25 protein-coding genes are annotated in these 21,282 nt (G+C 35.0%); 15 read left to right on the forward strand and 10 right to left on the reverse strand.

The window, feature by feature from the left end; all coding sequences use genetic code 11:
* The first annotated feature begins 80 nt into the window (after nt 1-80).
* The gene (gene eat / locus RMA94_RS10675) at nt 81-1,496 is read left to right on the forward strand and encodes an ethanolamine permease (RefSeq protein WP_130118601.1); all 1,416 of its coding nucleotides are present in this window, start codon (nt 81-83) and stop codon (nt 1,494-1,496) included.
* A gap of 160 nt (nt 1,497-1,656) precedes the next feature.
* Nucleotides 1,657-2,283 (forward strand): hypothetical protein, encoded by a 627-nt coding sequence (locus tag RMA94_RS10680; RefSeq protein WP_213074723.1) that lies wholly within the window; start codon nt 1,657-1,659, stop codon nt 2,281-2,283.
* A gap of 158 nt (nt 2,284-2,441) precedes the next feature.
* On the opposite strand, the gene RMA94_RS10685 is transcribed toward RMA94_RS10680, so the two are convergent.
* The 3 genes from RMA94_RS10685 to RMA94_RS10695 all read right to left on the reverse strand — a co-directional run bounded on the left by RMA94_RS10685 (nt 2,442) and on the right by RMA94_RS10695 (nt 3,456).
* On the reverse strand, nt 2,442-2,675 hold the full coding sequence (locus tag RMA94_RS10685; RefSeq protein WP_024436173.1) for a hypothetical protein: 234 nt from the start codon (nt 2,673-2,675) through the stop codon (nt 2,442-2,444).
* A gap of 340 nt (nt 2,676-3,015) precedes the next feature.
* Nucleotides 3,016-3,132 (reverse strand): hypothetical protein, encoded by a 117-nt coding sequence (locus tag RMA94_RS10690; RefSeq protein WP_130118600.1) that lies wholly within the window; start codon nt 3,130-3,132, stop codon nt 3,016-3,018.
* A gap of 171 nt (nt 3,133-3,303) precedes the next feature.
* A complete protein-coding gene (locus RMA94_RS10695; RefSeq protein ID WP_081404189.1) occupies nt 3,304-3,456 on the reverse strand; it encodes a hypothetical protein in 153 nt (50 codons plus the stop codon).
* 385 nt (nt 3,457-3,841) lie between these two features.
* On the opposite strand from RMA94_RS10695, the gene RMA94_RS10700 reads away from it, so the two are divergent.
* From RMA94_RS10700 to RMA94_RS10745, 9 genes are all read left to right on the forward strand, one after another.
* Nucleotides 3,842-4,162: a hypothetical protein gene (locus RMA94_RS10700; RefSeq protein ID WP_032038393.1), complete on the forward strand. Its 321-nt coding sequence runs from the start codon at nt 3,842-3,844 to the stop codon at nt 4,160-4,162.
* A 230-nt stretch (nt 4,163-4,392) separates the two neighbouring features.
* Nucleotides 4,393-4,602 carry a cold-shock protein gene (locus RMA94_RS10705; RefSeq protein WP_014206275.1) on the forward strand — a complete coding sequence of 70 codons (210 nt, stop codon included), beginning with the start codon at nt 4,393-4,395 and terminating at the stop codon, nt 4,600-4,602.
* A 217-nt stretch (nt 4,603-4,819) separates the two neighbouring features.
* Nucleotides 4,820-4,969: a hypothetical protein gene (locus RMA94_RS10710; protein WP_081410639.1), complete on the forward strand. Its 150-nt coding sequence runs from the start codon at nt 4,820-4,822 to the stop codon at nt 4,967-4,969.
* Nucleotides 4,970-5,065: 96 nt separating this feature from the next.
* Nucleotides 5,066-5,536, forward strand: coding sequence for a hypothetical protein (locus tag RMA94_RS10715; protein ID WP_060465929.1), 471 nt, complete (start codon nt 5,066-5,068; stop codon nt 5,534-5,536).
* Nucleotides 5,537-5,683: 147 nt separating this feature from the next.
* Entirely contained in the window at nt 5,684-5,872 is a 189-nt protein-coding gene (locus RMA94_RS10720) for a hypothetical protein (protein WP_014206277.1), read from the forward strand.
* A gap of 632 nt (nt 5,873-6,504) precedes the next feature.
* Nucleotides 6,505-7,068, forward strand: a complete 564-nt coding sequence (locus RMA94_RS10725; RefSeq protein WP_060465928.1) for a TetR/AcrR family transcriptional regulator — start codon at nt 6,505-6,507, stop codon at nt 7,066-7,068.
* Nucleotides 7,069-7,384: 316 nt separating this feature from the next.
* Nucleotides 7,385-8,449, forward strand: coding sequence for a catalase family peroxidase (locus RMA94_RS10730; protein WP_005070134.1), 1,065 nt, complete (start codon nt 7,385-7,387; stop codon nt 8,447-8,449).
* 12 nt (nt 8,450-8,461) lie between these two features.
* Entirely contained in the window at nt 8,462-9,058 is a 597-nt protein-coding gene (locus tag RMA94_RS10735) for a cytochrome b (protein ID WP_060465927.1), read from the forward strand.
* Nucleotides 9,059-9,398: 340 nt separating this feature from the next.
* Entirely contained in the window at nt 9,399-10,703 is a 1,305-nt protein-coding gene (locus tag RMA94_RS10745) for an MFS transporter (protein WP_060465926.1), read from the forward strand.
* A gap of 85 nt (nt 10,704-10,788) precedes the next feature.
* On the opposite strand, the gene RMA94_RS10750 is transcribed toward RMA94_RS10745, so the two are convergent.
* Complete coding sequence (locus RMA94_RS10750) at nt 10,789-11,226, reverse strand: DUF2147 domain-containing protein (protein WP_005076813.1); 438 nt, start codon at nt 11,224-11,226, stop codon at nt 10,789-10,791.
* A gap of 512 nt (nt 11,227-11,738) precedes the next feature.
* On the opposite strand from RMA94_RS10750, the gene RMA94_RS10755 reads away from it, so the two are divergent.
* Entirely contained in the window at nt 11,739-12,209 is a 471-nt protein-coding gene (locus tag RMA94_RS10755) for a spore coat U domain-containing protein (RefSeq protein ID WP_002163230.1), read from the forward strand.
* A gap of 123 nt (nt 12,210-12,332) precedes the next feature.
* Here the strand turns inward: RMA94_RS10755 and RMA94_RS10760 are convergent, their stop codons facing one another.
* The gene (locus RMA94_RS10760) at nt 12,333-13,361 is read right to left on the reverse strand and encodes a MerR family transcriptional regulator (RefSeq protein ID WP_311082836.1); all 1,029 of its coding nucleotides are present in this window, start codon (nt 13,359-13,361) and stop codon (nt 12,333-12,335) included.
* 214 nt (nt 13,362-13,575) lie between these two features.
* Nucleotides 13,576-14,274, reverse strand: a complete 699-nt coding sequence (locus RMA94_RS10765) for a DUF1826 domain-containing protein (RefSeq protein ID WP_311082837.1) — start codon at nt 14,272-14,274, stop codon at nt 13,576-13,578.
* Between the two features lie 324 nt (nt 14,275-14,598).
* On the opposite strand from RMA94_RS10765, the gene RMA94_RS10770 reads away from it, so the two are divergent.
* Nucleotides 14,599-15,972 carry an EAL domain-containing protein gene (locus RMA94_RS10770; RefSeq protein WP_202745427.1) on the forward strand — a complete coding sequence of 458 codons (1,374 nt, stop codon included), beginning with the start codon at nt 14,599-14,601 and terminating at the stop codon, nt 15,970-15,972.
* Nucleotides 15,973-16,046: 74 nt separating this feature from the next.
* Here RMA94_RS10770 and RMA94_RS10775 read toward each other — a convergent pair whose 3' ends face one another.
* The 4 genes from RMA94_RS10775 to RMA94_RS10790 form a co-directional block, all read right to left on the reverse strand.
* The gene (locus RMA94_RS10775) at nt 16,047-16,667 is read right to left on the reverse strand and encodes an NUDIX hydrolase (protein ID WP_151302657.1); all 621 of its coding nucleotides are present in this window, start codon (nt 16,665-16,667) and stop codon (nt 16,047-16,049) included.
* A 139-nt stretch (nt 16,668-16,806) separates the two neighbouring features.
* Nucleotides 16,807-18,054 (reverse strand): serine hydrolase, encoded by a 1,248-nt coding sequence (locus RMA94_RS10780; RefSeq protein ID WP_202745426.1) that lies wholly within the window; start codon nt 18,052-18,054, stop codon nt 16,807-16,809.
* Nucleotides 18,055-18,152: 98 nt separating this feature from the next.
* Nucleotides 18,153-18,911, reverse strand: coding sequence for an HD domain-containing protein (locus RMA94_RS10785; RefSeq protein WP_202745425.1), 759 nt, complete (start codon nt 18,909-18,911; stop codon nt 18,153-18,155).
* A gap of 112 nt (nt 18,912-19,023) precedes the next feature.
* On the reverse strand, nt 19,024-19,533 hold the full coding sequence (locus tag RMA94_RS10790; protein ID WP_032003264.1) for a GNAT family N-acetyltransferase: 510 nt from the start codon (nt 19,531-19,533) through the stop codon (nt 19,024-19,026).
* A 219-nt stretch (nt 19,534-19,752) separates the two neighbouring features.
* Here RMA94_RS10790 and RMA94_RS10795 point away from each other — a divergent pair, with 219 nt between their 5' ends.
* Together RMA94_RS10795 and RMA94_RS10800 are read left to right on the forward strand one after the other, a co-directional pair.
* The gene (locus RMA94_RS10795; protein WP_202745424.1) at nt 19,753-19,995 is read left to right on the forward strand and encodes a CPCC family cysteine-rich protein; all 243 of its coding nucleotides are present in this window, start codon (nt 19,753-19,755) and stop codon (nt 19,993-19,995) included.
* A 699-nt stretch (nt 19,996-20,694) separates the two neighbouring features.
* Nucleotides 20,695-21,249, forward strand: a complete 555-nt coding sequence (locus tag RMA94_RS10800) for a TetR/AcrR family transcriptional regulator (RefSeq protein WP_311082841.1) — start codon at nt 20,695-20,697, stop codon at nt 21,247-21,249.
* The last annotated feature ends 33 nt before the right edge of the window (nt 21,250-21,282 follow it).

Here is a 21,282-nt window from a genome sequence, read left to right on the forward strand (position 1 = left end):
GATGTTTTGCTGTCAAGTTTTATGAATATCTTTTGCGCAACTATTGGTGGTGTAAATTTAGTCGATAAGGCAATACGACAATGAAAGAGTCTGAATTAAGCGTAGATGTTGGTGCTCTACAACAGGACGCAGAGTATTTTGCAAAACGTCAGTTAAAAAAGGGGGCAGTAGGTTGGTTACTTTTAGTGGGGCTAGGTGTCTCTTACGTCATTTCGGGTGACTTTGCAGGTTGGAATTTTGGGCTGGCACAAGGCGGCTGGGGAGGACTCTTTATTGCAACAGTCATCGTCGCGTTTATGTATCTTTGCATGAGCTTTGTGATGTCTGAGATGTCAACGATGTTGCCCACTGCCGGCGGTGGCTATAGTTTTGCCCGCGTTGCATTTGGTCCTTTTGGAGGCTACCTCACAGGGACTGCGATTTTAATTGAATATGCAATTGCACCTGCTGCGATTGCCGTATTTATCGGTTCATATTGCGAATCACTCTTTGGATTGGGCGGTTGGGCTGTTTATTTAATTTGCTATTTAGTTTTTATGGGCATTCATCTTAAAGGTGCAGGTGAAGCGCTTAAAATCATGTTTGGAATTACCGCCGTTGCTTGTATTGCACTGGTCGTATTCATTGTTGCGATGCTTCCACATTTTGACAGTGCACGATTGTTTGATATTCCAGTCAGCGCTCATGCAGGTGCAAGTCAATTTTTACCGTTTGGCTATATGGGAATATGGGCAGCAGTACCTTATGCCATCTGGTTTTTTCTTGCGGTTGAAGGGGTACCACTGGCAGCCGAAGAAGCAAAAGATCCAGTACGTTCGTTACCACGCGGTTTGATTGGTTCAATGTTGATATTGGCATCGTTTGCACTTTTAATCTTATTTTTGGGAGCAGGTGCAGCGGGTTCAAATGCATTAAAAAATTCGGGAGCACCTTTAGTTGATGCACTCATTGCGGTATATGGTCAGCACACATGGTTGGCAAGCTTTGTTAACTTTGTAGGTCTTGCTGGTCTGGTCGCAAGTTTTTTCTCAATTATTTATGCCTATTCACGTCAGATTTTTGCATTGTCACGTGCGGGATATTTGCCAAAAAACTTATCACTTACCAATGAAAATAAAGCGCCATATTGGGCCATTATCATTCCGGGCATTATTGGCTTTTTGCTCTCTTTGACAGGTGAGGGTGACTTACTCATTTTAATGGCAGTATTCGGCGCAACAATTTCTTATGTGTTGATGATGCTTTCACATATCAAATTGCGTTTATCTCGTCCTGAATTACCACGCCCTTATAAAACGCCTGGTGGAATGTGGACGTCTTGTATTGCCTTAGTTCTTGCTGCTGTTGCTGTAGTGGCAGGGTTAATGGTTAATCCAAAAGTTTGGTTATTGGCTGCGCTGATTTATGTCGGATTTATACTCTATTACTTGTTATACAGCCGTCATCATTTGGTGAAAGGTACGCCTGAACAAGAGTTCGCCATGATTGATGACTGAGTTTGATTGCGATAAAAATAAAGAGGCTTCGGCCTCTTTTTTAAGCTTTATATTTCTGTACAAAAGAATATAAAAACAGCAAGTAATACTTACTCAAGTATCATTTTAATATGATTGATATTTATACAATATAGTTACCAGATCACACGGATATGAACTCATGAAATTTCTAAAATTTCTAACTTTTAGCACCATTCTTACTTTATCCGCACATAGTTATGCGACAGTGGGCGGTGGACAAAAAATTGAAGTATTGGGCTATCAGCAAAAAGAGAAGAAACTTTATGTATTAAGACACTACGAAGATGGTCGAGGACGTCTACCACAACTCTATTATTATCTATTAAATAGTAAATCACCTGATAAACTGATTGAAGTTAAATCTCTCTATATCAATCCAAAAACACATAAGATTGATTATGATCAAGATAGTAGAGCATTTGATAAAGCTCTAAATAAAATTAAAAAGAATTTAACCCCATTAGTCGTAAGTAATAGTAAGACCTTAAAAATTCAAACATTAAAAACTCATCAGAATCAAGTATCGGCTTGGTTTGATCCTTCAGGAAAGATCACGCAATATAAAACAGAATATGTTGTAAAATCGCCGTCTTTACAAAGTAAGCCTCATGTTGCGGTTCATTACACCAAAGCTATAAAAATTTCCCAAAATTATAGCGTGCCTAAACACAATAAGAGGTTGGTTGTCGTTAAATATCTGGGGGTTCCAGAAGAAACAGGTTACGATATTGAAGACCCTGTTTTACTGCTTCCTGTGAAAAAATAAGTTTAAGAGCAAATTATTTTCTTGGTTCAAAGCGGCAGCAGTAGGGCATCACTATCTAGATGTTCACAATAATATTGCCGGCATTGGTCATTGTCATTTTGCGGTCATTGAAGCGCTAAATAAGCACAAGGAAATATTCACTTGTTACTTAGATTGATTCATTCAAGGTCGAGTTGGTCGTCATCTTTGGTGACTTTAATTTTTAACTTCTTATATTTCCGTTTATTGGGGTCAATTGCAGAATTTATAACTTCATCTGAAAAAGCTGAACATAACATCAATTTTGCATATGCTCGGTAACCTATCAAAATTCTTCGTAGTGGATAGTCTGTTCTTGTAGAGTAATAGTCGATTCTGGAGTTCAATTCTTGTAGCAGAGTCTGCTGTGACATTGGAATAATTTCTGTAAGAGGTGTATGCAGCATATAGTGATTTATCTACTGTAAGAAGAATTATTTTGAAAATGTTATAAATTTTAGATAAATCAATATTTATATTACATATCAAAGCATTTTAGATATGCAAAATATATATTTATTCTCTTTAAATTTAAGGAGATATGCTGCAAACATAAATTTTTGATGATGCTGTAAAGATAATAGTAACAACTCTTTTTAAAGCCACAGTGCACTATGTGTTATAGTCAATTTCGATTAATTATTGGCATTAAAATGGATATCTGTATTGGCGGTATACTTGATGGGAAAAAAAGAAAAGACGATCAAAATCATTTCAGAGTAGATAGTCATTATTCTGATCATGGCTCCGAATATAATAAAGAGCATTTTCATCTACATGGGCAGCTTCATACATTTTGGATAAGTGAAGAGATTGATTTTTGTGATGCACAAAGAAGAGTTGAATTAATATTAAATAAAAGATTAGAACTTGTTTAAATTAAAATAAATATATGTATTAGTATTTTTTAGATTCAATGTGGAAAATGAATAAAACGTTTTAATTAATATGATATTAAACAAAAGCTCTATTTAATATAGAGCTTTTGAGCTATCAATTATTTTATTCCTTTTTTTCTTCATTATTATTTTCTTTAGGATTATTTTCTTCTTCAGGCGATTGTACAGGTTTTTCAGTTTTATCCTCATTAGGTTGCACATTGGAATCATTTTGGTTTTGTGTGGTTTTTTTTGAAAATTCTTTGAAATCAGACATTTTAAACTTCTTAATAATAGTAAGGAAGCTTTATGGTAGGCCTTTAATTCGCTTACATTGCGGTGATTATGAGAACTCTATGTAGAGATATGTGCCTGAAAGTGCTTAATTCTCGACATAATGTTTCTTTGAACCAAATAGACTGTTGATATATAAGTGGAAGCAAATTTTAATCAAATACAAGAGTTAACATATAGCTAGAGAGCTATTGTTTTCAATGGTTTTTTGATAATTATAATTTATTTAAATATATTATTTTAATTTCTTAATTGTAGGAAATATTTTTAATTAAAGTGGGGGATTCGATCTGTAAATATATTTATACAACATAAAGATACAGTTTTACATGCATACTCAATCAAATTAATTAAAAAATGAGGGAAATATGGATGATGAAATGAAAAAATATTTTGATGTGGCTGAAAGTGTTTACAATAATATTCACTTTAAAAATCAGTCCTCTAAGGATTTAATTGACTGTCTGAATAGACTGTTAATTGAAATTAAAAAAGAAGCAGCTATAAACAATTTACAATTAAAATATCCTGTTATTGATTTTGAAAGTTGTTTAAATAGGCCAATGAAAGAGCGTATTGTTAAAATTGATTTAAGCCTTCTCCCTAATTTTGATAATGAACATGAATTTATTCTTTGGTTGGCGGGATTTGTAAAAAGTATTTCTGTATCTAGGAGTTATTATTTTTAAATAACGGTACGAAAATAAATATTTTTTAAATGTGTTGTATAAATATTTATTTGGCGTATACTCGATTTAACTAGAAAAAAAGACTTATTAGTAAATCCTCTTTTAGTATCGTAGTTTTATTCATAATCCTTCGTTTTTTTAAGATCTTAAACTCAATTCGTTATTATTTTTTCAAAGTTTAATGAGTCATAAAATGTGACTTTATATTATTAAAAATCAAAGGATATATTATGTCTAATACAGCAATCGGTACAGTGAAATGGTTTAATGAAACTAAAGGTTTTGGTTTTATTCAACAAGATACAGGCCCAGACGTTTTTGCACATTTTAAAGAAATCAGTAGCTCTGGGTTTAAAACCTTATATGAAGGTCAACGTGTTAGTTTTAATATAGCTCAAGGACAAAAAGGTCTTACAGCTACTAATATTATTGCCCAATAATATTTTGAAAATAAAAAAGCATCTTAGGTGCTTTTTTTGTTTTTAGTATATTAATCATAAAGATAATTTTAAATAAATTAAAAATATAAATTATTATAATGATAAACAACAATATCATATTCAGATACACTTGCGTTGTATCTATATAAAGGTAAAAGGACTATGTTAACTAAGTGCTAGATAATCATCTACACAACATTAAATAGGAGAGACTCTAATGTCTCAACAAAACCAAGTTAAAAGCGATCAAGACAAATCAAAAGAGCAACAACAGCAACAGCAAGATGGTAAAGAGTTTGAGCCTAAAAGCCCTGATCAGAATGCTGTAGAAAAAGTGGATCAAAATGATAAAAATGAGAAAAAATAATATTATAATAAATTTATTTTTTCTTAAATGATGGGTTGGTAGAAAGAATAATGATTCTTTTTGCCAATTTATAAAATTAAGAGGAATGTTTTTAATATGTCTTTTATTATAATAATTTTTATTTTGTTTGTTTTTGCTTATATTTTGTTTAAATTTTTTTCTAAAGTTAGTCTAGAACTTCCCGAAAGTACCCTAAAAATAGCTGGTAAAATATTTACAGAGAACAAAAACTTTTTTGAGCATGAAATAATTGTAACTTTATACCAAGAAGAACTGATAACTTTAGTCGGTAACCAAAATGGTGGTAGGACTAAGGTTTTTAAAAATGCTGTAATATGCCTAGAAAAAGAAACAGATAAAATTGCTGTCTATATAGATACTTTAAGAGTTGGATATCTTAATAAAATAAATGCCTCAAGTTTTGTTAATTTTTTAGAAATAAAAGGTTTCAGTGATAAGGATGCTTTTGAGGTTGATGCAGTTATAATAAGTGAAAAATCAAGCAAATGGAGTGTGAAGCTAGATATACCGTATGATATGAAAAAGTTTAGATTTGATAAGTATTAATTTTTAATGACCATTTAATAAATGTTGCTATAAGATATATTTTGGAACACTTTTTTAGTATTTAAAATAGAAAAAGAGATCATAATAATTATATCAATAATAAGAAGGACAAATGAAATGGAACTTAGAGCCGTAAAAATGCATAAAATGTTTAGAGATTTTCATGAAGAAAAGGAACGTGGCTATATAGGGGAATATGATGAAAAACATAACCTTGTAGCAATATATAATACGTTTAAAGAAAAAATGCAGAAAATAGAAGGAACTTATCAATGGGTTTTACCCTCATCGGGTGAGGTTTTTTTTGTTGAGGAAGATCCGCTATATAGTCGTTAGTGAATTTTGCCTCCTACTTTAAGCAGGGAAAGGCCTGTTTATAAATCCCAATTTAACAATAAGTTGCTAATTATTTATCCTTACTTTTTAATGATCTATTTTAAAACAAATGTCATTTTGTGTGCTTGACTGTAAGAGGGTTGGACACTATCCTTTGCGTGCTGGCCTACATTGCCAGTCGGTTTTGACGGACCGCTTCTCAGAGCATTAAAAGAGCTTTCTTTTAGTGTTTAGCCCCTCGTGCCCCCCTCTAAGGTGGAACGGGAGGGGGGACACCCTCGGGTGTGCTGGCCTCTGAGACCAGTCCGTCAACCCCTCTTTCGTTCTGCCACCATAATTTTAATGTTTCGGCAGAACTCCCAATAAAAAGGAGTTGGCTTTGCACATCCATTATTTCTTGGCTCTCAATGCCAAAAGCTATAACAACACAGCTTAAAAATTTAAAGCAGCTTGATCACCCTAAGGTTCTCAGGCTTTAAGTCATTACGGCTCAAAAAACTTATTTGAACAATAAAGCTTGAGATGTGCCAAGCACAGTCTTTACGGCTTTGCTGTGCCTTTTTTTCTCCCAGAAAGGGCACACGTTTTTTATCTCATTTATATACAACAAGAATTTTTATAACGGTAAAACTATGCCAAAGTTAGTTCTCTCAACACGCGCTATTCAAGTTATTAATACGTCGATTGATTTATTTCAGCATCACGGCTTTCATACGGTTGGGGTCGACAGAATTGTTAAAGAGTCAAAAATTACCAAAGCGACCTTTTATAACTTTTTTCATTCAAAAGAGCGGTTTATTGAAATTTGTCTGATCGTACAAAAAGAACGTTTAAAAGAAAAAGTGGTTTCAATTGTTGAATACGACCAAGGTTCAAACGTGAAGGAAAAACTTAAGAAACTTTATTTCTTACATACCGATTTAGAGGGACTGTACTATTTATTGTTTAAAGCCATGTTTGAAACAAAACTGACCCATCCAAAAGCCTATCAAACCGCGTTGAGATATAGAACGTGGCTCATTAATGAAATCTATAGTCAGCTTAGAGCATTCAAGAAAGATGCGACTTTTCAAGACGCTAAGCTATTTCTATATATGATTGAAGGCATAATTATTCAGCTTTTAAGTTCAGATGGGGCAGTCGATCGGGAAAAGGTGTTGGATTGTTTTCTCATCTCTATGATCAATCATCATTAGTTAACGAGCTCGCTTTTAAAAAGATCACCTCTTCGGACTCTTTCGGTCAATGTCGGCGCTTCTAGTTTCTTCGTTCCCATGCTTTATTTATCTCCATTCAAATGTTAATAAGATGAATACTAACCCCGAGGTGCGTACCTTATATGATCGGGAAATAAATATTATATTAAGGCTTATCTCTATTGGATCCAGAACTTTCGAGATTTTATTTACTCAGCTAATTTTGAATTTGGTTCCATCAATGTAAGTAATACTCTTTTTACATGACCAAACTCTTTTTTAGGGATGCAGCCATACAATTTACACAGGATGAAGAATGAATAATTTGAATTTTAAAACTCTAAAGAAGTATTGGCTGCGATTCGTGGGTATTGCTGTAATCGCGGGCTCCTTAGTATTGGCATTTGCTTGGGTTGCTGGTCTATTTGGACATCGCACCACAAGCAAAACTTTTTTGGGAGACTCATTAAATAACTTTGATCCCGGATATCGACGTGCACACGGTAAGGGTATTTGTTTTGATGGTACTTACCACAGTAATGGTGCGGCGGCGGCACTCTCTAAAGCCACTGTATTTGCCAAGTCTGATATACCAGCAATTGGTCGATTTTCTATTGGAAGTGGTAACCCGCATGCAGCAGATAATTCTACAGCAACAGTGAGTATGGCTTTATTACTTTCCGCAGCTGATCATTCACAATGGCGCATGAAATTAAACAACTTTCCCTATTTCCCTACGCGAAATGCTGAAGGTTTTTTAGCGCAGCAAAAAGCATTTAAACCAGTTCCAGCTACTGGCAAACCTGATCCAGCCCTTGTTGAGGCTTTCTTAAAAGAATATCCAGAAGCGCGTAAGTCTATTGAGCAAAAGGCGAAGATGCCATTAACCGGTAGTTTCAGTGGCGCAGAATTTTATGTCGTAAATGCTTTTATATTGCGGGCCGCCAATGGACAAGAACAGCCAGTCCGTTGGTCTATGCGTCCTCATTCAAAATTTATTAGTCTGACGAAAGAACAACGTGATCAAGCCGGCCATGATTTCTTATTTAAAGACATCAAAAAACGTTTAGCTGAAGGGCCGCTATATTGGGATTTAGTTTTGCAACTTGCCGAGCCGGGAGACCCAGTGAATGACCCGTCTCAACCTTGGCCAAAAGAACGCAAAGAAGTGATAGCAGGAACATTGGAAGTCAAAAATGTAACTGAACAGGTAAATGGTGTTTGCCGTGACATTAACTTTGACCCAACACTAGTTCCACCAGGAATTGAGTTATCAGATGATCCCGTACTCGCCGCACGAGCAGGCATCTATTCACAATCTTACAATGCTCGCTTACGTGAAATTGGATTTGGCAAAGCAACGGATGCCGTGGGCAAATAGGAGAGATCAGCCATGCAAAACAAATCTAACAATAATGCTCCACGTCATTTTAATTTGACTGCTCGAATACTACATTGGCTTATGGCGGTAGCGATTTTGGCCATGCTATTTATTGGTGTGGGAATGACAACCTCAATCACTTGGCGTCCGTGGTTAATCGATATCCATCGTCCTTTAGGAATCGCAATCTTATTATTGGTCATCTTAAGATTAATAAATCGACTCTATTTTCCAATTCCACCTTTGCCGCCGACTGTACCACGCTGGCAGGCGTTTATTGCCCACGCATCACATTGGCTGCTCTATCTTTTGATGTTTAGTTTGCCATTGCTCGGATGGGCTACGCTATCAGCAGGTAATTGGCCTGTAACTTTATTTCCGGGTTGGGATCTTCCACCTATAGCACCCACTAACTCTACACTTTACGCTTGGTTCCGTACTCTACACGGAATTTTGGCTTGGCTACTATTTGCTGTGGTTATTGGTCATCTGTCTGCTGCGTTGTTACATGCATGGATTTATCGCGATGGCGTATTCTCAAGTATGGCTTTAGGTTCTTCTAAACCATCAAGTAATGGATCTTCTGCTGAAAAGAAGAATGCTGATTGAGAGGAATTATTTAGCTCAGATCAGGCGGTTGAGAGGGAAAAGATTCTCGATTGTTTTTTTAATCATCTGCTTGAATCTAAAAATAATTTAAATAATAGAATGTATGGTTTGCTTGTTTTTTGTTAGATGAGCAGACCATAGACCCCGTGCAATAAGGTGAGTTCATTACTCAGCTAGAATCAAATCATCCGATCTAACTTTTTGTTTATATTATAAAAAAATAATATTTTGACTTTATTGGCATATTATTGCTATTTTATTTTACGTTAATCGTAAATTGATTACGTATTGCATAATTAAAATGAATTAATTTAAAGCATGTCATGGAGAAGGGAATACCATGAAAGAAGTTGCATTAAGTGATTTGATCAATCAGCAGAAAGTTGGAAGCTATCAAAAATTTATTCTGATCACCTGTTTATTACTCATGATTATGGATGGCTATGACATTCAGTCTATGGCTTACGCAGCCCCAATGATTATAGAAGAATGGGGCGTTCAAAAATCCATGCTAGGGATTGTGTTTAGCGCCAGCTTATTTGGTTTGTTTGTTGGATCATTTTTATTAAGTTCACTCTCTGATCGGTTTGGCCGCCGTCCCATCTTACTGATCTCAACCTTTATGTTCTCGGTATTGATGCTGGTGACGCCACATGTGGGCAATATTGAGCAATTGACTGCAATCCGCTTTGTTACAGGAATTTTTTTAGGAGGTATCATGCCAAATGTTATGGCTTATAGCTCCGAAATTGTTCCATTCAAATCTCGTATTTTCACCATGATGGTCATTTCTTGTGGCTATACGGTAGGGGCAATGTTAGGGGGCGGTATATCCGCCTTATTAGTTCCTTGGGGAGGCTGGCAGGCAATTTTCTATTTTGGTGGTATTGTTCCTTTAATTATTTTCTTTATCACATACTTTAAGTTACCAGAATCTTTATATTTTTTGAGTGAAGATAATAAAAATACTCCTAAAATTTTATTTTGGTTAAAGAAGTTCTATCCGGCCTTAACATTTAATTCAGAAATAAAAATTATTAATAACACTGAAGTTGAGGTTAAAAAGTCGCCGCTTGAGTTGTTTAAAAATCAGCGCGCGTTTTTTACCTATTCCATCTGGATCATTAGTATCTTAAATATGATCAGTCTATATTTTCTGGCGAACTGGCTCCCGACTTTGGCCAAAGAGTCAGGACTTTCATTAAATCAGGCATTGATGATCGGTTCCACTCTACAATTAGGCGGTACGATTGGTAGTGTGGTGATGGGCCTTAAAATCGATAAGACAGGATTTTATAAAGTATTAATTCCTGTTTTTTTGGTTGCAGTGATAAGTGTTGCTTTAATTGGCTATGCTGTTAGCCATATTGTTTTACTATTTATTATCATTTTTATTGCTGGCTTTGCCATTGTTGGTGGGCAACCTGCCATTAATGCACTGTCTGCCAGTTATTACCCAGTTTCACTTCGTACTACAGGAGTGGGCTGGAGTATCGGAATTGCCCGTTTGGGTTCGGTCATTGGGCCGTTATTTGGTGGGTATCTTTCTCAATTTCTGGTCATTACCCATTTATTTGTGATTGCTGCAATACCTTCGCTACTCGTCATTATTATGCTGATGATTCAAGCTAAGTACCGATCATAAAAACTATTACATCCATCATGCACATATTGACTGTAATTATGATCGGTAAGTAGATATAAGAAGTTGATTACTGCTACTTCATGAGCTATTTAACTCGATACCACGTTTGGTTTCGACCAATTGCAGAGATACCAATATATCCACGCGCGGTAAGTTTTTCGCCATCTGGGGATACTGTTAAGCTAAAGCGATAGGTTTTATCAGACTGTGGGTCGAGGATAGATCCCTTGTCATATTTATTTTGACCGACACTTTTTAAATTTTTGACGATGGTTAAACCAATCAAAGATTTATTTTTATAAGTACCTTCACACATCGTACATTTGTTGGCTTCACTTGGAACAAGTATTTTTTCGATGTTTGCAGAGAGGTTGCCATTTTTATCTTGGTTAAATCTTACCAGCGCCCTAGGCTGATTGGTTGCATCATCAATGGTTTTCCAAACACTGCCATGTAATTTGTCCGATGCAAATGAATGAACCGAATAAAAGCTAAGTAAAAGTAAGAGTAAATATTTTTTCATATCAATGTTTTCTCGAATTAAAAATAAATGGTTTTAAGGGCCAGAATTATTCATTTTAAATTTAACTTCACAATTTTCTTAGTATTGAATCTATAAGCTAAATAATATGCAAAGTTATAATCTATTTGTTTGGATATTATTTTGATCGGTTTTTTTATGCAATTGCGAGAATGGACAGAATGATTAAGCAAGGTTTAAAAGCAGATTATAAATTACTGATAATTTTTAGAAGTAGTGGGGTGAGTAAACTGCATACAGTTTGATAAATAATGACAAAATTTACGCTTAGGAGAAATAAAAAACATCCACTACTTTTTAAATTAATTAGATTGCGTGTAACTCATCACAAATTATAAAAATAATATGCAAATCATGTGATTAGTATAGATTGACACTGTGCAATATTAAGTCTTATAACTAAATAATCCTGAAAGCTGTTTCTTTAATAGGAACAGAAAAAACACAATATAAAGATGAATAGACATTAGAACAAAAAGTTAAGGAGAGAAGAAATGAAAGTCATTAGACATGCTTTATTTTCTCTGATGGGAATGTTGACAATAAATAGTGCGGATGCTGGCAATGCATCTACATCGTTAAGGGTCAGTTTAACCATTCTAGAAACTTGTGAAGTTTCCACACAAGGAAACTTAGATTTTGGTTCGGTTGAACGTGCTCAGCCAGTTCCTACTGCAAGAACTGATGTAACTGTGCAATGCAGCAAAAATACACCCTATCAATTGGCTGTAACCTCTGACAATAACTTTGAACTTAAATCTGCTAACAGCCCAGCATCTGTTGCATATGTACTGTATCAAGATGCGGGCTATACTCAAATTTGGGGAGGAGCGGCAGGTAAAATACCTTCACGAATCGCGACAGGAATGAAAGAAAATATTCCTATTCATGGAGCGATCATATCAACTACGAATGTTCAGGCGACTAAGTATGAAGATTGGGTTCGTGTGAATGTTATATATTAATCGTGAAAAACAAAATAATCATAAATATCAAAAACTAATTCATAAAAAATCTGTTTTTAGGGCAGAATAGAATATTTTAAAAAGCTACACCAAATTATGGTGTAGCCAGCTGCTTTGATAGAACTAAGCACCACGCATTAGTGCTGCTACTGCTTTTTCCAGAAATTGTAGAGTCACTGGTTTGAGCCAAGTACCGTCAGCAAGGCCTGGTTCACTTTGCATTGCTGTACGGATTTTTTCTTGAGTACTTGGGTTTTTGCCAGCATAGCCTTGTAGCATAGAGAGCCATTGTTGTGCCAAATGCTTTGCTCCATCACTATCAGGTGTGACCTCGGCATCAATCAATTTTTCAATATCGACCAATAATTGAGGCCATTTTTTCATCTCACGAATGTAATTTTCTTTTAGGAAAGTAAACTCATCGTCAGATAAATAACGGGCAAAAATACTCAGCTTACTCTCAGAAAAAGCTTTAAGTAAAAACTCAACAACTTCTGGCGTTACGCCTAATTTTTCCTGAAATTCAGGCTCGGCTGAGTTTATGGCATTTAGTTTAACTAACCATTCTGGGTTAGCTCGCGTATTGTGCTCAAGAGTTTTCATCCACTTACGAGCCAAGTCTTGAGCGGCTTCGCTATTAGATGGTTCGCCAGCATTAAATAGTGCATTTGCTGCTTGAGTTAACTCTTGCCATTCTTGGTGGCTTTTAGTGCCTGCTTGTAAGAAAGTCAGTTTTTCAAGCTCTTCTTTTGTAAAGTATTTTTCAAACATCGCTATAAGCTCCAGTGTTTTTAGCCAATCCTCCAAACCAAGCTCTTCACCACTTATGATCTGAGATTTAAGTTTGCTGAGCTGATTTCGCAATTTCTTTTGCTCTGTCAGCCTTTGATCAATTGCTTGAATCTGCTGATCAATAATCGGTAAAAGTGCAAGATTGGGGTCTTCAAGAACCGTATGGATTTCGGCTAACGACATTCCCAGTCCTCGTAATGCTTGAATCTGATGCAAACGAGTAATGTCTTTACGGGTGTATAGTCGATAACCAGCATCGGAACGGACCGAAGGCTGAAGTAAACCGATATCGTCATAGTGATGAAGAGCACGGACAGTAAGTCCTGTTTGCTTAGCCAATTCACCAACTTTTAACAGCATCTTTTTAGCTCCTTCTTCCTTAGGCGTGTTTTATGCTAGGGGCTTACGTTACGTGAGGGTCAACTACTTTAAATCATATTTTTCATTATTTTTGCTTTGGTAGATATCCGAATTTATTTGATCCGTTTTCGGAATATCTTAAGAGATTAGTTAAGCCAGTTTTTCTTGGATAAAAATGATTTCAAGCCATTCCCGTCATGGAGTGGCAATATATTTAACAAATCAACAGCAATCGATATTCACCATCTTTTTCAACAGGTGCTCGGTGAACACAAGGTAAAACCTTTTGAGTTGGATGATCTACTGCTAAACGCCAAATATGTCCCGTACCTAAATTTACAGGTTGAGCATTGGGTTTAGGCTGATAATGCAAATCAAAAAAATACTCTGCCAAAAAAGCTTCAAATTCAGCATCAGAGCCGTCATGTAATTCTTTGAGCTTTTCTCTAATTTCTGGAATTAAAACTTTTTGTTCAACTTGATCATTGGGCACAATATCGCTAGCAGCGCCGTGATAGGTACATAAGAATGTATCGGTTTCAATGGGGGAGCGATCAACATGGAATGAATATACATCGGTTGAAATGAAATCTAGTTCTTCATCGCGTTCATAATATTTAAGTAAATTAAGTACAGGTGATGCACCAAATTCAGTTAACAGCTCGATATCTTCTAAAATAATTGCTCTTGCAAGATTACCTTTTTCTGAAAGTTGCAGGACTAACAGGTCTTCAATAGAAACTTCTGTAATATTTTCTTTTAACTGAAGCTTATTCACAATTTCTTTAAAGTCGCCCACCAAATTTCTGTGCCAGCAAATCGCATTTGTCTCTCCTTGAAACTTTGTATTTACAAGTTCAGGGAAACTAGACACTTTTCTAATTTGGTTGCTGTCAGAAAATGCGTTCTTCATAGGAGAGTTAAATAAACCAGAAGCTGAGTCGCATAATATACACTGAGCTATCTATAGTGGCTAAATGATATTTCTCATTAAATAAGTTAATTGCTATTAGTATTGAAACCTTGTGTAGCCCAGTAGAGGCATGTATCGTTAGGGAACAATATTTTAAAATAATAGAGTGTTTGAAAAGCAAGTCTGTTCAATTCAAGCGCTGGACTGTACCACCACAAAAACAACACCGATCTCAGGAGGAGTCGTATAAACAACAAGGGAATAAAACATGAAGTTTTATTGGTGAATATTGATAAGGCAAATCAATGATCAAGATTGGGGTTTATGAAGAAATATTTTACGGTTGATTTATTTATGTTAGCTTCGTCTTACTTTAAAAAACACAAGAAAAATTACCGTACCGTAAAAGATCAGCAGCTTACAATCGCAGCAAAAGCAAACATCTTTATTTGTATTATTTTTTGTTTGTTTTGGACCATATATTTTGCATTTTCACAAATGTGGTTAATTGTTTATATGGACATCTTTTTTACACTGATCTCCATATTTAGCCTTTTTCTCATTTATATAAACCGCATTTCAGCGGGTATTCTCCTCTCACAATCGGTTCTTCTCGTTTTTCCAGTCGTTTTTTGCCTATTTTTTGATATAGCTACCGTTGATCGTCCACAGGTAGCTCATTTGTTTTTACCCGCTGGGGCGATATTGGGATATTTAAATTACCGCAGAGACCCAAGTTATTTACAATTCATTTTAATTTTATTGTCTATTGGGTGTTTTATATTTTTTAGTGGCAGCTCTTTTAATCTTGAGAGTGCTATACCGCTATCTGAAGATATTCGTGATCATGGCGGATGGATTGCAACTTGTGTTGCGACACTCATGATTTGCATTTCAATTTATACCATGCAATTAGAGATAGAAATAGAAAACAGCATGGTAAAAGACTTACGCTTAGCGCTTGCTAAACAACAGTTTGAGCTTTTTTATCAACCACAAGTCAATGCCTCTGAAACACTGATAGGCGCGGAAGCTTTATTAAGATGGCATCATCCTGTTTCAGGATATATTCCTACAAAAGATTTTATTCCATCGGCACAAAGTTTTGGCTTAATGCCAGAGATCGGGGAATGGGTATTGGCTCAAGCCTGCAAAGTTTTACAAGAGTGGAGTAAAAAAGCCGAGACCAAAGATTTTACACTTTCAATTAATATTAGTGCTGATCACTTTATGCAACCAAACTTTGAGAAAACTGTAATTGGGGTGATTCAGAAATATGAGGTCAATCCATCTCGGCTCATACTAGAAATTACTGAAAATATTGCTTTAACGAATTGTGTAAGCATGGTCGAAAAAATGAACTTTTTATCTAAACAAGGAGTTCAGCTTTCTCTTGATGATTTTGGTACAGGTTATTCATCTTTAAGCTATCTACAAAAAATGCCCATCAGTCAAATCAAAATTGATCGTAGCTTTGTACAGGCAGCTTTGGATGATAAACGCAGTAATAAATTAGTCACTGGTATTATTAAAATTGGACTGGATTTAAACCTTCGCGTGTTAGTAGAAGGCATCGAAACGACAGAACAATTTAGTGCTTTTAAAAGTAATGGATGTACTGAGTTTCAAGGCTATTTGTGGGGCTGTCCGATGCCTTTAAATGATTTCTTAGAACAGATAGCCCATTTCAAAAAATAGGCAAAAGGGTAATTAACAATCTTAATTTAACAGCAGAACTCTAAATATAAGAGATCTGCCTTACATTAAGTTTATTAATCAAACTTAGTAACGTCTGGTACTGACTCTAAATAATCAAAGAATTGCTGTATTTGTTCTTCTGTTACACGTGCTGTAGAAATAGGTGGTAACTCATCTCTACCAAAGAATCCAACTTCGGGTGTTTCAATACTTGGTGTGAGTTCACCATCAATAATTTCACACCAGAAGAAAGCCTTATACACATGTAAAAACATCGGAGGGTGTGGGTGCTTGGTTCTATCTGTTAAAGCCAATAACTTAATCGCCTTAACTCGTAAACCTGTCTCTTCAATAACTTCTTTTTCAGCATTTTCCGATGCTGAGTAACCTACGTCAGCCCATCCACCCGGAACAGACCATCGCCCATCTCCGATTTCTTTTGCTAATAATAATTTATTTTCTTTAAAAACAACTGCTCTGACATCTAATTTCGGAGTGGCATAACCTACATCTTGGAGCACGTTATTAATAAAATTTTCTGTTTTGATTTCTTTTAATTCTAATAAATACTCAATGTGCCCTAAGAGTTGTTCATAACGTTCTTTGTCATAAACATCTTTTGAATAATGTAAACCTGTTTGAGCAATACCAGTAATTTTATTTAAAGTTTCTAACCACTTCACTGAGTCATTCATTGCAACAGATGCCTTCAAGCTTATATCTTTTAGCTATGGTAAAACATACTCAGGCGAAGCACTATTAAACAGTTGTTAACTGAAATTTCAAGCAAAGCCTTGAGAGGTCTTTACGATCAATGATTCAGAAATTTTTTATCTAACTATTCATAGAGTCAATTGCTTGAAGTATTCCAGTAAACAATATTGCCAATTTTGATTCAGGCTGTGGTTCATTTCCATTTGCAGTAAATACTGCACAAACTTTATGACCTTTTTGAGTTTTCCCAATAACAGAAAAATTGATTACTCCATATTCGGAGCCACCTTTAAAACCAATTTTTTGCCAATTTAAATTCTTAAAGAGCGGATTTAAAGAACTGTTTAGAGCAGGGGCATCTTGTACATTTTCAAGAAGAGGGCAAATCTCATTGGCTGACATATACCATTCAACATCCTGCCAAGTAGGCGATTTTCCAATATTATTAACGCTCGGTAGTGGGAGGGGGTCTAGTTCAGAGAGTACTTCTAAACGGGTAGATTTTGTCCCAATTTTATATTTATTTCTTAATTTTTCATTGGCTGGATCAATGAGTTGAAATAACTCTCTTGTCGTCAGTATCGGTGAGTTTCTTGGAGATAAAGCTTCTATAGTGGGCTTTTTTAATACCTCTATAAGGCTATCGGTTGCTGTATTATCACTTGTTTGTATCATTAATTGAGCAAGAATTTCTAGATTTACAGGCGTGCTAGCAGGTAGTGTTTGTAGAACTCCTGTGGGCAATGAGCGATTTTTTTCCTTAAGGTAAACAATATTTTCTCTTTTTAATTCACCTTTTTTTATAGCTTCTTCATAAGCCTTTAAAACGAGCAATTTAAAAGTAGAACCCACAGCCATTGGAGTTTTATCGTTTTCAATAACGATAGGTTTGTTATCTACCATAATTAAAAGAGATGTTTTACCGATTGCATTCTCATGCAGGCGTTTAACCATTTCATCTAGGCTAACTGTCTTAAAATGAGGAGCACTAAACCAAAGGCTACTAATTTGTCCTTGCTGGTCTAAACTAATTGAAACTGGTAATTCAGCTTTTTCGAAATAAATAAGCCCAGATCCATTAGAAATATTAATACTTTTTAGTGTTCCCAAAGATACTTTTAAATCATCAATGATTTTTTGAATTTGTACGATGGAAACTTTTTCTAAAAAATCGGCGTTGAATAAAGAGGGTTCTATAGGTTTATCTTCAAAAATGAGTAAAAGTTTATTAGATAAGTTATCCATTTTTTGTTCTTTAGCTGCGTGAGTAGTAGGAATAATAATAGGAGAAACACTCATGGACATGACGCCTATAGCAAAAAATAAAGCTCTAGTTTTATACATTTTCTTGGTTAGAAAATTCTTCATTGAATGTCCTCATTGATTAAAAAATCATAATTTTTTATAAATATTTTTAAACGAATAGGCTATTTTGAGCCATCAATATTATTATTACTAATAAAAATTCACTCTTCATATAAATTTGACTTAATCATGAGCGGTAAACCAAGACTACTTAATAAACTAGTTCGAGAATTTGGTACATTCTTAGTTTCTAAATTAACAAGCTCAATAAATTCTTTATTAAATTGTTTTCTAGGATATTTTTCTAAAATTTCATTTCTAAAAGAGACGGGGAGTCTATATAGACCGTCACTAATCACATCACATGATGCACCTTGCTGTAATAGCGTAATTTCTGCTGGGTCAGAGTGATCTATATAGCCGTTCATATGTAAGCAGATAGCATCTTTAATAACTCCACTTTTCTTCTCATCAAAGCTATGTTCTTTGGCCTTTAGTTCAAATTGTTTAGCACTTTCATAGGTAAAACAGTTACAACCTTTACTATGAATATGTTGCTCAGTTAAGCCAATATCATGAAAAAGTGAGGCTATTAAAAGTGACTCATCATCAAATTGCTGTTTTTGTATATGGCCTAGAGCAGCGCCCCAGAAATAGGTGCGCCATGAATGATTATAGATAGATATATCTGCTTTAGCCTCTAGTTCATCAAGCGCGACTTTAACCATTTGAGTATCTGGTATTACGATCTGATCGATATCAAAATCATGAGAAGTTTTGAATCGAAAGTAATTTATTTTTATAGAAGCCATAACACTTGGCAGCATAATTTTTTGAATTAACTTAACTTTCTCTTTGAAGCTGAGCTGACCATTTGTAGCTTGCATCCAGTGATACGAACCAATTCTTTTAGTTTTCATTATTAGATCTCATTTTAGAGTAATTACTCTAAAATATTATCATAGATGATTTTTTGCAAGTTTTCTCTTTTAAGACATCATTAGTCTTTTGATTGTTATGTTTTTTTAAGTATTAACAACTAACAGGAATCTCATAAGTTACAAATTCGTATTTTGGGCCTGTAGATTTTGAAACTACTTTCCCTCCTAGAGATTCTGCAATTTTTCGACTTGGAGCGTTAGCTTCAGCAACTGGATAAATAAAATAGTCTGGTTTAACAAAGTCTATTGCCCACTTAGCGACTGCTGATACAGCTTCTCTTCCATAACCATGATAATGATAATCTTCGCTTATCCATATACCTAACTCTGGATGAGGAGTTTGCATACGATGGAGGCCAACAAGGCCTATAAATATTTGAGTATGTACATCTCTTATAACAAATATAATTTCAGATCCAGTTTCGAAGTTTTTTAACCAAGCATTCCAAGTTTGATCAAACTCATGTCTTGGTTGAGGGTCCCACGCCATATAGCGTGTCAGAGTAGGCGTAATACAGTTATATGTCTCATCGGCATCTTCTGCCGTAAAAGGAGTTAGATTGAGTCTTTCAGTAGAGATGCTCACTTCATGTAAATCCATAATCTTCCTTATATAAATTACTTAAGTTTAATTGTTATTAAAAATATATTATTCATAGTAGGGTTAAAATAAATAATAAACTATCACTAATAATAGCTATAAAAAAATTTTAGTTTTGAATGTTAAAAATAGAGGAACACATTCATGAACTATCCATAAAATGTGTTTAAACACACTGATGGTATACTTTATTGGAATAGACAAAGATGGGAGAAAATAGTGTCTTACGCATGTCTATGTTGTGGTTATCTTACATTTGATGACTTAGCCTATGATTCGTTTGAAATCTGTCCAATTTGTTTTTGGGAAGATGATAATGTTCAAAATGAAGATCCTGATTATATGGGTGGGGCAAATGGCATTAGCTTAAATATGGCTAAACAAAATTTTCAATTATTTGGAGCAATAAAAAAAGAATTGATACCGTATGTCCGTAAACCTATTGAAAAGGAAATACCTTGATAAATAAATATACTTGTATGAATGGGATGGAATAAAATTATATATTTACATCCTATGTAATAAGGTTTTATCAATTTTATTGGAAATTCTTAAAGCAGAAAAATAGCCATTTGTCTTTATTTTAGTCTTTTATAAACCCCAATTTAACAATAAATTTTAATTATTTATCCTTACTTTTTAATGATCTATTTTAAAGCAAATGTCATTTTGTGTGCTTGACTGCAAAGGGGTTGGGCACTATTCTTTGCCTGCTGGCCTACATTGCCAGTCGGTTGTCGCAGACCGAATCAAACGAGCATTAAAAGTTTCATACTTTTAGTGTTGAGCCCTCGTGCCCCCTCTATGGCGGAACGGAGGGGGACACCTTCGGGTGTGCTGGCCTCGTTTGACCAGTCTGCGAACCCCTTTCGTTCTGCCACCATAATTCTAATGTCTGGCAGAACTCCCAATAAAAAGGAGTTGGCTTTGCACATCCATTATTTCTTGGCAGCCTTTGCCAAAAGCTATAACGACACAGCTTAAACGTTTAAAGCAGTTTGATCTCCGTAAGGTTTCAGGCTTTAAATTACTTCGTCTTAAAACTTAATCAACAATAAAACTTGAGATGTGCCAAGCACAGTCTTACGGGCTTTGCTGTGCCTTTTTTCTCCCAAAAAAGTATCTCATTTAGTAACAACAAGAATTTATAACGGTAAAACTATGCCAAAGTTAGTGCTTTCTTCCCGTGCCATACAAGTCATCAATAAGTCGATTGATTTATTTCACCATCACGGCTTTCATACCGTTGGGGTAGATAGAATCGTTAAAGAGTCAAAAATTCCGAAAGCCACTTTTTATAATTATTTTCACTCTAAAGAGCGATTTGTTGAAATCTGTTTGATCGTACAAAAAGAACGTTTAAAAGAAAAAGTAGTTTCAATTGCTCAGTACGACCAAGGTACAAACGTGAAGGATAAACTCAAGAAACTTTATTACCTACACACCGATTTAGAGGGGATGTATTACCTATTATTTAAAGCAATTTTTGAAACTAAACTGGCCTATCCAAAAGCCTATATAACGGCAGTGAGATATAGAACATGGCTGCTTAATGAAATTTATAGCCAGCTTATAAAACTCAAAACCGATGCTACCTTTCAAGACGCTAAGCTATTTTTATATATGATTGAAGGTGCAATTATTCAGCTTCTAAGTTTGGATGTGGCAATCGAGCGGGAGAGAGTGCTTGAGTGTTTTTTGCTGGGGTTCGGGTGATTTAATATAGAAATTTTAAAGAATATAGTTTTT

The organism is Acinetobacter sp. V115_6, from assembly GCF_031799025.1.
GTDB classification, from domain to species: domain Bacteria; phylum Pseudomonadota; class Gammaproteobacteria; order Pseudomonadales; family Moraxellaceae; genus Acinetobacter; species Acinetobacter pittii.